The sequence below is a fragment of the Bradyrhizobium sp. Leo114 genome, from assembly GCF_055229415.2.
The window spans coordinates 338,673-350,373 of sequence record NZ_JBUYEN020000002.1; the positions used below are offsets into that span (position 1 = coordinate 338,673).

Consider the following 11,701-nt stretch of genomic DNA (forward strand, 5'->3'; position numbering starts at 1 on the left):
CGCTATCACTTCTTCTTGTCGCCACCGGCCGGTGCCTTGGCACCCGCCGCTGGAGCCGCAGCACCCGCCGCCGGAGCAGCCGCACCTGCAGCCGGAGCCGCAGCGCCTGCCGCCGGGGCCGCACCTGCCGCCGCCTTCTGCTCTTCGGCGTAGCCGGACGGCGGCACGATGGTCACCAGCGTGGCGTCCTCTCGCGACAGCGCCTTCACGCCCTTCGGCAGCTTGATGTCGGACAGATGCAGCGAATAGCTGATTTCCAGCGCGCCGACATCGGCATCGATGTACTGCGGAATGTTTTCGACCGAGCATTCGAGGTCGATTGTGTGGGTGACGATGTTGACGGTTCCACCGCGCTTCACGCCGGGCGCCGTTTCCGCGTTGATGACGTGCAGCGGAACGCTGACGCGGATGGTCGCACCTTCACCGAGCCGCATGAAGTCGACATGGAGCGGGAAGTCCTTCACCGGGTCGAGGTGATAGTCGCGCGGAATCACGCGGTGCTTCTTGCCGTCGAGATCGATGTCGAACAGCGTCGTCAGGAAGCGGCCTGCGAGGATGCGCTGGCGCAGCTCGCGGTCGTCGACCGAGATGGTCAGCGGGGGCTTGTTGTCACCATAGATCACTCCGGGAACTTTCCCGGCGCGACGCTCAGCCCGGGCGGCCCCCTTGCCGCTCTTCGGACGTGCGGTCGCCTTCAATTCCTTGACGGTCGCCATCAGTCTAAGTCCTTGTTTTGCAAAAAGTTAAAGGCCGCATCGCGGCCCCGTTTCGCGTCCCGCAGCAAGCCTCCAGGGGTGCGGGGGCTGCGGACGTCGCGGGCTTTTAGCTCCAAAGGGCCGAAATGACAAGGAAAATGGCTGGCGATCTGGGAAGCGATACGCCTCCTAGCTCGTCATGGCCGGGCTTGTCCCGGCCATCCACGCCCTTCGGTCGACAGGAAGAAAGAACGTTGATGCCCGGGACCCGACTCCGCCGAGGCTTCGCCGGGCACTCTAATGTCAGTCCGGCGAAGCGATAGCGAAGACGGGCAAGCCCGGGCATCACGGTAGAGTGCGTGGGAAACGGCCCTACCCGTCCGCCTTCACGTGCTCGGCGCGATCCCGAGCTTGGCCTCCAGGGCTGCGATCCGCGCCTTCAGCACCTCGTTTTCCTCGCGCGCCAGGCGGGCCATGTCCTTCACCGCCTCGAACTCCTCGCGCCGGACGACATCGAGGTCGCGCAGGACGCGTTCGGCCTGGTTGCGCATGACCGAGTCGACTTCGCGCTTGACGCCCTGGGCGGCCCCGGCGGCGTCGTTCATGAGGCGGCCGATCTCGTCAAAAAAACGGTTCGTGGTCTGGGTCATCTAACTCTCCGCACTCCCTTGGGCGACCAAGACAATGGCAATCAAAGGCGCGGGGTTCAAGGCCGCAAATGACCCATGATGCCGCTCGCCTTGTCATGCTCCGTTTTCCTTGCAATCGTATTCAGCGCGCAGGAGTAGAGAATCGCAAACCGAAGAAGCGCCCATGATCGACCAGCAGATCGATATTCCGACCAAAGACGGCAAGATCACCACTTTCATCACCCACCCCGAGCGCGGCGGACCGTTTCCGGTGATCATTTTCTACATGGATGCGCCGGCGATCCGCGAGGAGCTGCGCGATATGGCGCGCCGGCTCGGGACGTCCGGTTACTATGTGATGCTGCCGAACCTCTATTACCGCGCCGGCGTCATGGAGCTCGGGCCGATCAATCCCGACCCGGAATCGCCCGAGCGCAAGCGCATGTTCGAATTGATGCACTCGATCAACATCCCCATGGTGATGGAAGACACCAAGGCCCTGCTCTCCTATGCCGAGGGCGAGGCCGCCGCGAATACGCGCCTCGTCGGCACCGTCGGCTATTGCATGAGCGGGCGCTACGCGATCAACGCAGCGACGCATTTCCCCGATCGCGTGAAAGCCGCCGCCTCGGTCTACGGCACGCATCTGGCGACCGACCAGCCCGACAGCCCGCATCTGGCAGCCGAGAAGACCAAGGCCGAGCTCTATTTCGCCTGCGCCGAGACCGACATCTACGCGCCGATGGAGATCATCGAAAAAGTGCAGGCCGGCATGAAGGGATCGAACAACGAGGTCGAGATCTATCCCGCCACCCATCACGGCTTCGCCTTCCCGAAGCGCCCGGTCTATCACCGCGACGCCGCCGAGCGGCACTGGGAGCGTCTGCTGGCGCTCTATCGCCGCAATCTTTCCGCATAGCCCGAGGCGCGATGCCCTTCCTCTTGATCGATTTCCCCGTGTTCAATCCGATCGCCATCTCGATCGGACCGATCGCGATCCGCTGGTACGCACTCGCCTACATCTGCGGCATCGTGATCGGCTGGATCTACGCGCGGCAGATGATCAAGAACGAAAAATTGTGGGGCGGTCCCGCGCCGATCACGCTGACCCAGATGGACGACTTCATCCTCTGGGTCACCCTCGGCATCATCGTCGGCGGCCGCACCGGCTATGTGCTGTTCTACAACCTGCCGTTTTTCATCCAGCATCCCGCTGAGATCTTCGAGCTTTGGAAGGGCGGCATGTCGTTCCATGGCGGCTTTCTCGGCTGCGTCGTCGCAGTGATGTGGTTTGCGCGCCGGAATCGCATCCCGATCCTATCGCTCGGCGACTTAACCACCGCGGTGGCGCCGATTGGCTTGTTCCTCGGCCGGCTCGCCAATTTCATCAACAGCGAATTGTGGGGCCGGCCCGCCGATCCGAGCCTGCCCTGGGCGATGGTGTTTCCCAACGGCGGACCGCTGCCGCGGCATCCGAGCCAGCTTTATGAAGCCGGGCTCGAGGGCATCCTCCTGTTCACGATCCTGGCGGTGATGATCCGGATGGGTGCGTTGAAGCGGCCCGGCCTCGTGCTCGGCAGCTTCATTTTGATCTACGGCATCGCCCGCATCATCGGCGAACACTTCCGCGAGCCCGACCCGCAGCTCGGATTCCTGTGGGGCGGTCCAACCATGGGAATGCTGTTGTCGGTGCCGATGGTTATTGTCGGCAGTATCATGGTTGTGATGGCTTGGCGCCGCAGGGCGCCACAGCCGGTGCCGAATTCGATTTAAGGCTGGATGTGACCGAAGTTTCGCCGCTGCTGTCCGAGATCAAGAAACTGATCAAATCATCCGGCCCGATGCCGGTCTGGCGCTACATGGAACTATGCCTGATGCATCCCCAGCACGGCTATTACGTGTCGCGCGACCCGCTGGGCCGTGAGGGCGATTTCACCACCGCGCCCGAAGTCAGCCAGATGTTCGGCGAGCTGCTGGGCCTGTGGTCAGCGTCGATCTGGCGCGCGATCGGCTCGCCTGACTCGCTGCGGCTCATCGAGATCGGCCCAGGCCGCGGCACCATGATGGCGGACGCGTTGCGGGCGCTGCGGGTGCTGCCGCCGCTCTATCAGTCGCTCAGCGTCCATCTGGTCGAGATCAATCCGGTGCTGCGCGAGAAGCAGCGCGCAACCTTGGGCAACGTCCGCGACATCACCTGGCACGAGAGCATCGACGAGGTGCCCGAGGGTCCGGCGGTGATCCTCACCAACGAATATTTCGACGTGCTGCCGATCCACCAGGTGGTGCGGCACGAGAACGGCTGGCACGAACGCGTGATCGAGCTCGACAGCAATGGCAAGCTCGCATTCGGCACCGCGCCGGAGCCGATGCCGCGTTTCGACGTGCTGCTGCCGCCGCTGGTGCGCGCAGCTCCCTTAGGTGCCGTGTTCGAATGGCGGCCCGATACCGAGATCATGAAGCTCGCCCGCCGCGTGCGCGACCAGGACGGCGCGGCGTTGATCATCGATTATGGCCACATGCGCAGCGACGCCGGCGACACCTTCCAGGCCATCGCCCGCCACAGCTTTTCCGATCCGCTGAAGAATCCGGGCCAGGCCGACGTCACCGCCCATGTCGACTTCCAGGCGCTGGCACGCGCCGCCGAAGACGTCGGCGCACGCGTCCACGGCCCGGTGACGCAGGGTGAATTCCTGAAGCGCCTCGGCATCGAGGCGCGCGCCGCGGGATTGATGGCAAAGGCCACGCCCGAGATCGGCGCCGAGATCGCCGGCGCACTGAAACGATTGACCGACAGCGGCCGCGGCGGAATGGGCTCGATGTTCAAGGCAATGGCGATCTCCCACCCGGAGCTCACCTCGATCGCGGGCCTGAGCGATCACCCAAACGACGCGGAACGTTCATGACCCTGGCCTCCCCGCTGCTCTCAGCCATTCCCGGCCTGCGCCACGCCTTTTTCTCGCGCGAAGGCGGCGTGTCCGGGGGCATCTATGCCGGCCTCAACGGCGGCATCGGCTCCAATGACGCTGCCGATAATGTCACGGAAAACCGCCGGCGCATGGCGGAGCGCTTGGGGGTCGCGCCCAACCGCCTGCTGACGCTCTATCAGGTGCATTCCCCCGATGTCGTGGTCGCCACCACACCGTGGGCGAGCGATGCGCGGCCGAAAGCCGACGCCATTGTCACCCGCACGGAGAACCTTGCGATCGGCGTCACCGCGGCCGATTGCGGCCCGATCCTGTTTGTCGATCCCAATGCGCGCGTGATCGGCGCGGCGCATGCCGGCTGGAAGGGCGCGCTGACCGGCGTGCTGGAATCGACCGTCGAGGCGATGGAGAAGCTCGGCGCCGACCGCAGCGGCATCGTCACCGCGATCGGGCCTTTGATCCGCCAGCACTCCTATGAAGTGGGGCCCGAATTCGTGGCGCGTTTTCTGGAGGCCGATGCGGACAACGCCCTGTTCTTCCTGCCGGGTGAACGCGAAGGGCACGCGATGTTCGACCTCGGCGGCTACATCCGGATGCGGCTGGAGAACGCCGGTATCCTGATGATCGACGACATCGGGATCGATACCTATTCCGACGAACGCTTTTATAGTTACCGACGCTCGGTGCATCGGAAAGAGGGCGATTATGGCCGGCACGTTCACGCCATCGCCCTGGAGAAATAACCGCTTCCAGGGGAAGTGCTTAAACTTCAAAGAAAAATTTCGATCACCGCCCGGAATCTATCGAACCGGCGCCGTGGCCTCACTGCCCTAGACCTTAACGTATTTTAACGATATCGGGGTGATGATGAGCGACACCATCGTCACCCTTTCCCGAATTGCGCGCGCCGCGGTGGCCGCAACGTTGCTGATGGCAGCCTGTGCGCTCGGCGGCTGCGCCAATGGTGGCGCGGCGAGCAACGCCTATGCCATGGCCGGAAACAGCGCCAGTGGACCGACAATCGCATTCGAATCGATCGACGGCCCGCCGCCGCAGGTGTTCGACCGCATGGTGGGTGTGCTGGACAGTGAAGCCAAACTCCGCGACATCGCAATCGTCTCGCGCGAGGGCGCGGCCGCCTACCGCGTGCGCGGCTATCTCTCGGCGCAGGTCGTGCGCGGCAAGACCGCCATCGCCTGGGTCTGGGACGTCTATGACGCCAACCAGCAGCGCGCCCTGCGCCTCTCCGGCGAAGAACCAGCCGGCAAGACCGGCCGTGACGCCTGGGCTGCCGCGGACGACCTGGTCCTGCGCAAGATCGCACAAGCGGGCCTGAGCGGGCTCAGCAGCATGATCAATGGTGGCCCGACCGATGCGCCTGCACCGGCCTCGGCGCCCAGCCGGCAGGGACCTGCGGTCGCAAGCGCGCCTGAACCGGAAGAATCCGGCGTCGTCGCGCTCGGCTACAGCGCTAACTAAACGTTCGGGATAGTCAAAAACCTGTCATTTTTTCGCCGGGATAACGGGTGTGACGGGTTGCCGCTGCCTGCCTCGCCTGATATCTCGTCGCGCATCGAAACCCGCCGGTTCTGTAGGTACTTGAGATGTTGGACATGGTATCGAGCAAACCTCGGGGAGAACCGTCCATGTCGGCCAAGAACGGCGCGATCAAGCTGGTAGCTGGCAATTCCAATCCCGTGCTGGCGCAAGAGATCGCCGATGGGCTGGGGATGTCCTTGACCAAAGCGGTGGTCCGGCGCTTCGCCGATATGGAGATCTTCGTCGAGATCCAGGAAAACGTCCGCGGCTCCGACGTCTTCATCCTGCAGTCGACGTCGTTTCCGGCCAACGACCACCTGATGGAACTTCTGATCATCACCGACGCGCTGCGCCGGGCTTCCGCCCGCCGCATCACGGCGGTCGTGCCCTATTTCGGCTATGCGCGGCAGGATCGCAAATCGGGCTCGCGCACCCCGATCTCGGCGAAGCTGGTCGCCAACCTGATCACGCATGCCGGCGCCGACCGCGTCATGACACTCGACCTGCATGCCATGCAGATCCAGGGCTTCTTCGATATCCCGACCGACAATCTCTTCGCCTCGCCGGTGATGGTGCGCGACATCCGCGAACGCTTCGCGCTGAGCAATGTGATGGTGGTGTCGCCCGACGTCGGCGGCGTGGTGCGCGCACGCGGCCTCGCAAAGCGCATCAATACGCCGCTGGCGATCATCGACAAGCGTCGTGAGCGGCCGGGCGAGTCCGAAGTGATGAACGTGATCGGCGATGTCGCCGGCTACACCTGCATCCTCGTCGACGACATCGTGGATTCCGGCGGCACGCTGGTGAATGCGGCCGATGCCCTGATCGCCAACGGCGCCAAGGAAGTGTTCGCCTATATCACCCATGGCGTCTTGTCCGGTGGCGCCGCGGCCCGCATCGCCTCGTCCAAGCTGAAAGAGCTCGTCATCACCGACTCGATCCTGCCGACCGAGGCCGTGAGAAACTCCGCCAACATCCGCACCCTCTCGATCGCCGGCCTGATCTCCGAGGCCATCGCCCGCACCGCCGCCGAAGAGTCGGTGTCGAGCCTGTTCGACTGACATTCATCTGCATCGTCATTCCGGGGCGCGCCACCGGGTCCGCGCAAAGCGCGGCCCGATGACAGGCTCCGCGCGAGCCCGGAATCCGTCCCACCGCGGGTCAAATGGATTCCGGGCCTGGCGTGCTTCGCGCGCATCCCGGAATGACGGTGTTCGTTACCCCACGATCCCCGCGGCGACCTGGCCGCGCAGACGCTCGAGGCTGTGCAGGGTGTTGGCGCAGGCTTCCGCGACCTCGACGCCCTTGATGGCGAAATGCTTGCGGAAGAAATCGAAATGCACCTCCGTCTCGTGGAACTGCTGCGGCGTCAGCACGGCCGAGAACACCGGCACCTCAGTGCGCAACTGCACGTCCATCAGCGCCTTGATCACGGTGTCGGCGACGAACTCGTGGCGATAGATGCCGCCGTCGACGACAAGGCCCGCGGCAACGATCGCCGTGTAGCGGCGCGTCTTGGCCAGGATCTGCGCGTGCAGCGGGATCTCGAATGAGCCCGGTACCTCGAACACGTCGATGTTCGTGACATGCCGCGCCTCCATCTCGGCGAGGAAGGCGATGCGGCATTCCTCCACGACGTCGCGGTGCCAGGACGATTGCACGAATGCAACCCGCTGCGGCTTGGCGAACCGCGGATGCGTGGGCGCCGGCGGAGGCTCTGGCGTTGCCGGCGTGGCATCCGCGGGCGACTGGACTTCCTCGGCTTCAGGAGTTTGGACTTCGGCTTCTTGCAACATCTGATTCATGGCTTTCCTCTTTCAGGACCAGAATCAGGGCATACGGAAAACGACTCTAGCCACGCGCGATGGCGAGGCTGCCGCAACCGTTCTCTTTCATCCGGACTTTGACCGTCGGCTTCGGAATTGCACCGAATCTGCTGACCCTTCCTCCTGGGGGGAGAAAGGCGCTCGCGGGCTTGGGCCATCGGGCCCTTACCGCCGGTGGGGACTTTCACCCCGCCCTGAGAACATCGGCCGCCCGGAATGGACGACCTATCCCAAAGTTATTGCCAAACCGAGGGACGCGGCAAGCGCCTTGGCATGGCGAATCGGCATGTTCCCCATGTGCCCGACGCGAGCCTTGACGACCTGGCGACCGCTTCGCTGAGCCGAAACGCGCGGCGCGCGCGTTAACGATTGCGACGATCGCGCAAATCCGATTCCGGTTTGTTCTCGCGTTAATAATTGTGGCGGAGATGAGCTGTGGACGAGCGCGCCTTTGGCTGTGGACGGACTCGGGGCCCGGTTGCGCGGATTCCGCAAATCACATCACTTCATCCTGGCAAGCCTCGGAGCGATCGGGAAGGCCACGGGGGCCTGCAGTCGGCAACCATGCGTTATCTGGTGCAGGCCGGCCTTCCGGATGCGTACCAAGAAAGTCAGAAGAACAAGGGTCGAGACGGCATGTCCCTCCTCGAAGGCATAATCGATTCCGAAAACCATCCGCTTGCGGTGGTCGAAGACATTGCGGCCGATAACAACTGGGCGTTCGAGCGCGCTGGCGACGAGGTCACGATCGTCTCCAAAGGCGACTGGACCGACTATCAGCTCTCCTTCACCTGGATGAGCGAGATCGAGGCTCTGCATCTGGCCTGCGCCTTCGACATGAAGATTCCGCCGGCGCGCCGCCCCGAAGCGCAGCGGCTGATCGCCGCCATCAACGAGCAATTGTGGATCGGCCATTTCGATCTGTGGACCCACACCGGCATGATCATGCACCGTCAGGCGCTGGTGCTGCCCGGCGGCCTGAACGCATCGACCGCGCAATGCGAGAGCATGCTGGTCGGCGCCATCCATGCCTGCGAGCGCTACTACCCGGCATTGCAGTTCGTGGTGTGGGCCGGCAAGACCGCCCAGGAGGCGATGAACGCCGCGATGTTCGACACCGAGGGCGAGGCTTAGGCTCCCCACTCGTCATGCCCGGGCTTGACCCGGGCATCCATCCGCAAAGGATCTTTGGCTTGATGGATTGCCGGGTCAAGCCCGGGCATGACGGTTCGTGCTTGTCGCGCGTTCTGCACCTCACTAGAACCGACTGTGGTTATGGGTCCCGGCCTTCGCCGGGACGACGATCATGGTGGCCCCCTTGAGTAACAGCAACGCTTTGCAAGACATCACCGGCACCATCGCGCTGGCCGGCGCAGGCAAGATGGGCGGGGCGATGCTGACCGGCTGGCTCGCCGGAGGCCTCGATGCCTCGCGCGTCGCCGTGATCGACCCGCAGCCTTCGGCCGAGATCAGTGCGCTGGCCGCCAAGGGCGTCCGTCTCAATCCCAAAGACGCGGGCAAGGTCGATACGCTGGTGGTCGCGGTCAAGCCGCAATTGTTCCGGGATGCCGGGGTCGCCCTCAAGTCGCTGGTCGCGCCATCGACGCTTGTCGTCTCGATCATGGCCGGAACCACCATCGCCTCGCTTGAAGAAGTCTGCGGCGGCGCGGCAGTGCGGGCGATGCCGAACACGCCGGCCTCGATCGCCCGCGGCATCACGGTCGCAGTCGCCGCGAACAGCGTCGGTGCCGCGCAGCGCGCGACCGCGGACGCGCTGCTACGCGCGACCGGCGCGGTGGAATGGGTCGACGACGAGGGCCTGATCGACGCCGTGACCGCGGTCTCCGGCTCCGGCCCGGCCTACGTGTTCCTGCTCGCCGAAGAGCTCGCGCGTGCCGGCGTTGAGGCCGGATTGCCGGAAGACCTCGCCACCAAGCTGGCGCGCGCGACCGTCGCGGGCTCCGGCGAATTGTTGCATCGCTCGGACTTGCCGGCGGCAACGCTGCGTCAGAACGTCACCTCGCCCGGCGGCACCACCGCCGCCGCACTGGACGTGCTGATGGCTAGTGACGGACTGCGTCCACTGATGATCCGCGCGATCGCAGCCGCAGCCAAGCGCTCGAGGGAGCTGGCGAAGTAGCCAAGCTCTGCAGGGTGGGCAAAGCGCAGCGTGCCCACCATTACGAGCGGAGTGCTTGATGGTGGGCACGGCGCAAGTGCGCCTTTGCCCACCCTACTTTTCTTGACTACTTCTTCGCCGCGGCGGCGCGCTCAACAAAGGTCTTGCCGCCCTTCATCTTGTGGGTGAGCGGCGCCTCATTGATCTGGATCACGACGGCTTCGGCGTCGACGCCGAGATTCTTGACCAGCGCCTGGGTGATGTCGAGCATCATGCCCTTCTTCTGCTCTTCGGTGCGGCCGGCAGCCATGCTGATGGTGATCTCAGGCATCTTTGTCTCTCCCTGTTACGGTCATGCCCGGGCTTGTCCCGGCCATCCACGCTCTTCTCTATCAAACAAGACGTGGATGCCCGGGACAAGCCCGGGCATGACACCTCGCGCGAATGGCTATCCCCACCTCACGTCATGCCGCGCCAGCACTTCGCGGACCTTCGCGACGAGATCGGCTTCCGCGCAGGAGAACTGCGCCGGCCGGGTCTCGCGCCATTCCTGGTTCGACGCGATCGCCGCGGCGGCCTTGGCGCCTTCGATGAGGTCCTTGATCTGCACCTCGCCACGCGCCTTTTCATCGGAGCCCTGGATAATGACGCAAGGCGAATTGCGGCGGTCGGCATATTTGAGCTGGTTGCCCATGTTCTTGGGATTGCCAAGATAGAGCTCGGCGCGGATGTTGGCGCTACGCAACTGCGCGACCATCTTTTGATAATCCGCGACCCGCTCGCGATCGAACACCGTCACCACGACGGGCCCGAATTGCGGCCGCGTGTCGAGCTTGCCAAGCAGCGTCAGCGCCGCCTGCAGCCGCGACACGCCGATGGAAAATCCCGTCGCCGGCACCGGCTCGCCGCGGAAGCGCGAGACGAGGCCATCGTAACGACCGCCGCCGCCGACGGAGCCAAAGCGAACAGGACGGCCTTTCTCGTCCTTCGTTTCGAGGAGCAGTTCTACTTCGTAAACGGGACCCGTGTAATATTCGAGGCCGCGCACGACGGAGGGATCGATGCGGATGCGATCCGATCCGTAGCCAGATGCCGTGACTAACTTGGCGATCTCTTCGAGTTCACTGACGCCAGCTTGGCCGATCTCACTTTTGGCCAAATAGATGTCCGCCGCTGCAATCGACTCTTTCCAATCTTCGCGTTTTTCCGTGACGCTCAGGACAACATGAGCATCCGCCGAGTTGAGGCCGGCGCCTTTCGTGAAGTCGCCCTTGCCCTCCTCGCCGCCGTCCCAGCGGCCGGGACCGAGCAACTTGCGCACTTCGTCGGCCGGAAACTTGTCGAGTTTGTCGATCGCGCGCAGCACCGTGAGCCGTCGGCCCGCATTGTCTTCGCCGCCGAGGCCAATTGCGTCCAGTACGCCGTCAAGCACCTTGCGGTTATTGACCTTCACGACGTAGCTGCCGCGCGGAATGCCCAGCGCCTCCATCGTGTCCGCCGCCATCATGCACATTTCTGCGTCAGCGGCCGGCGAGCCCGAGCCCACCGTATCCGCATCGAACTGCATGAACTGGCGGAAGCGGCCGGGGCCCGGCTTCTCGTTGCGGAAGACGTAGCCGGCGCGGTAGCTGCGATAGGGCTTCGGCAGGTGATCGAAATTCTCGGCGACGTAGCGGGCAAGCGGCGCGGTCAGGTCGTAGCGCAGCGAGATCCACTGCTCGTCGTCGTCCTGGAACGAGAACACGCCCTCGTTGGGGCGATCCTGATCCGGCAGGAATTTTCCGAGCGCGTCGGTATATTCCATCGCCGGCGTTTCCACCGGCTCGAACCCGTAGCGCTCGAACACTTCGCGGATGGTCTCGGTCATGCGGCGCGTCGCGGCGATCGCGGTCGGGCCGCGATCTTCCAGTCCGCGCGGCAAGCGCGCCTTCAGCTTCTGCGGTTTTTTGGGTTTGTCGGCCATGGGCGC

At 64.3% G+C, this 11,701-nt stretch carries 13 protein-coding genes and 1 riboswitch; of the genes, 8 read left to right on the top strand and 5 right to left on the bottom strand.

What is annotated here, in order from left to right; genetic code table 11:
- Positions 1 to 5: 5 nt before the first annotated feature.
- Both ACZIRK_RS03885 and ACZIRK_RS03890 read right to left on the bottom strand, forming a co-directional pair.
- Positions 6 to 716: a 50S ribosomal protein L25/general stress protein Ctc gene (locus ACZIRK_RS03885; protein WP_028163892.1), complete on the bottom strand. Its 711-nt coding sequence runs from the start codon at positions 714 to 716 to the stop codon at positions 6 to 8.
- 365 nt (positions 717 to 1,081) lie between these two features.
- Positions 1,082 to 1,345, bottom strand: coding sequence for an accessory factor UbiK family protein (locus ACZIRK_RS03890; RefSeq protein ID WP_130230665.1), 264 nt, complete (start codon positions 1,343 to 1,345; stop codon positions 1,082 to 1,084).
- A 163-nt stretch (positions 1,346 to 1,508) separates the two neighbouring features.
- Here ACZIRK_RS03890 and ACZIRK_RS03895 point away from each other — a divergent pair, with 163 nt between their 5' ends.
- The 6 genes from ACZIRK_RS03895 to ACZIRK_RS03920 all read left to right on the top strand — a co-directional run bounded on the left by ACZIRK_RS03895 (position 1,509) and on the right by ACZIRK_RS03920 (position 6,848).
- Positions 1,509 to 2,243, top strand: a complete 735-nt coding sequence (locus tag ACZIRK_RS03895) for a dienelactone hydrolase family protein (protein WP_130230663.1) — start codon at positions 1,509 to 1,511, stop codon at positions 2,241 to 2,243.
- A gap of 11 nt (positions 2,244 to 2,254) precedes the next feature.
- Positions 2,255 to 3,097 carry a prolipoprotein diacylglyceryl transferase gene (gene lgt, locus ACZIRK_RS03900; protein ID WP_130230661.1) on the top strand — a complete coding sequence of 281 codons (843 nt, stop codon included), beginning with the start codon at positions 2,255 to 2,257 and terminating at the stop codon, positions 3,095 to 3,097.
- Between the two features lie 8 nt (positions 3,098 to 3,105).
- On the top strand, positions 3,106 to 4,227 hold the full coding sequence (locus ACZIRK_RS03905) for a class I SAM-dependent methyltransferase (RefSeq protein WP_130230659.1): 1,122 nt from the start codon (positions 3,106 to 3,108) through the stop codon (positions 4,225 to 4,227).
- Positions 4,224 to 4,991 (top strand): peptidoglycan editing factor PgeF, encoded by a 768-nt coding sequence (gene pgeF, locus ACZIRK_RS03910; protein WP_130230657.1) that lies wholly within the window; start codon positions 4,224 to 4,226, stop codon positions 4,989 to 4,991. The genes ACZIRK_RS03905 and pgeF overlap by 4 nt, the downstream gene beginning before the upstream one ends.
- Positions 4,992 to 5,115: 124 nt before the next feature.
- On the top strand, positions 5,116 to 5,727 hold the full coding sequence (locus tag ACZIRK_RS03915) for a hypothetical protein (protein WP_051396707.1): 612 nt from the start codon (positions 5,116 to 5,118) through the stop codon (positions 5,725 to 5,727).
- A 167-nt stretch (positions 5,728 to 5,894) separates the two neighbouring features.
- Positions 5,895 to 6,848, top strand: coding sequence for a ribose-phosphate pyrophosphokinase (locus tag ACZIRK_RS03920; RefSeq protein WP_028163899.1), 954 nt, complete (start codon positions 5,895 to 5,897; stop codon positions 6,846 to 6,848).
- Positions 6,849 to 7,004: 156 nt separating this feature from the next.
- Here the strand turns inward: ACZIRK_RS03920 and ACZIRK_RS03925 are convergent, their stop codons facing one another.
- Positions 7,005 to 7,592, bottom strand: a complete 588-nt coding sequence (locus ACZIRK_RS03925; RefSeq protein WP_028163900.1) for a 6,7-dimethyl-8-ribityllumazine synthase — start codon at positions 7,590 to 7,592, stop codon at positions 7,005 to 7,007.
- A gap of 75 nt (positions 7,593 to 7,667) precedes the next feature.
- Positions 7,668 to 7,819, bottom strand: a riboswitch (FMN riboswitch).
- A gap of 430 nt (positions 7,820 to 8,249) precedes the next feature.
- Here ACZIRK_RS03925 and ACZIRK_RS03930 point away from each other — a divergent pair.
- On the top strand, positions 8,250 to 8,747 hold the full coding sequence (locus ACZIRK_RS03930; RefSeq protein ID WP_028163901.1) for a type III secretion system chaperone family protein: 498 nt from the start codon (positions 8,250 to 8,252) through the stop codon (positions 8,745 to 8,747).
- Positions 8,748 to 8,919: 172 nt separating this feature from the next.
- On the top strand, positions 8,920 to 9,753 hold the full coding sequence (proC, locus tag ACZIRK_RS03935; protein WP_463326977.1) for a pyrroline-5-carboxylate reductase: 834 nt from the start codon (positions 8,920 to 8,922) through the stop codon (positions 9,751 to 9,753).
- A 106-nt stretch (positions 9,754 to 9,859) separates the two neighbouring features.
- Here proC and ACZIRK_RS03940 read toward each other — a convergent pair whose 3' ends face one another.
- Positions 9,860 to 10,063, bottom strand: coding sequence for a tautomerase family protein (locus ACZIRK_RS03940; protein ID WP_027581150.1), 204 nt, complete (start codon positions 10,061 to 10,063; stop codon positions 9,860 to 9,862).
- Between the two features lie 117 nt (positions 10,064 to 10,180).
- Positions 10,181 to 11,695, bottom strand: a complete 1,515-nt coding sequence (gene hisS / locus ACZIRK_RS03945; protein ID WP_130229527.1) for a histidine--tRNA ligase — start codon at positions 11,693 to 11,695, stop codon at positions 10,181 to 10,183.
- Between the last annotated feature and the right edge of the window lie 6 nt (positions 11,696 to 11,701).

Coding starts and splice junctions, on each gene's coding strand:
- ACZIRK_RS03885 (WP_028163892.1), bottom strand. CDS start 716: ATGGCGACCGTCAAGGAATTGAAGGCGACCGCACGTCCGAAGAGCGGC.
- ACZIRK_RS03890 (WP_130230665.1), bottom strand. CDS start 1,345: ATGACCCAGACCACGAACCGTTTTTTTGACGAGATCGGCCGCCTCATG.
- ACZIRK_RS03895 (WP_130230663.1), top strand. CDS start 1,509: ATGATCGACCAGCAGATCGATATTCCGACCAAAGACGGCAAGATCACC.
- lgt (WP_130230661.1), top strand. CDS start 2,255: ATGCCCTTCCTCTTGATCGATTTCCCCGTGTTCAATCCGATCGCCATC.
- pgeF (WP_130230657.1), top strand. CDS start 4,224: ATGACCCTGGCCTCCCCGCTGCTCTCAGCCATTCCCGGCCTGCGCCAC.
- ACZIRK_RS03915 (WP_051396707.1), top strand. CDS start 5,116: ATGAGCGACACCATCGTCACCCTTTCCCGAATTGCGCGCGCCGCGGTG.
- ACZIRK_RS03920 (WP_028163899.1), top strand. CDS start 5,895: ATGTCGGCCAAGAACGGCGCGATCAAGCTGGTAGCTGGCAATTCCAAT.
- ACZIRK_RS03925 (WP_028163900.1), bottom strand. CDS start 7,592: ATGAATCAGATGTTGCAAGAAGCCGAAGTCCAAACTCCTGAAGCCGAG.
- ACZIRK_RS03930 (WP_028163901.1), top strand. CDS start 8,250: ATGTCCCTCCTCGAAGGCATAATCGATTCCGAAAACCATCCGCTTGCG.
- proC (WP_463326977.1), top strand. CDS start 8,920: ATGGTGGCCCCCTTGAGTAACAGCAACGCTTTGCAAGACATCACCGGC.
- ACZIRK_RS03940 (WP_027581150.1), bottom strand. CDS start 10,063: ATGCCTGAGATCACCATCAGCATGGCTGCCGGCCGCACCGAAGAGCAG.
- hisS (WP_130229527.1), bottom strand. CDS start 11,695: ATGGCCGACAAACCCAAAAAACCGCAGAAGCTGAAGGCGCGCTTGCCG.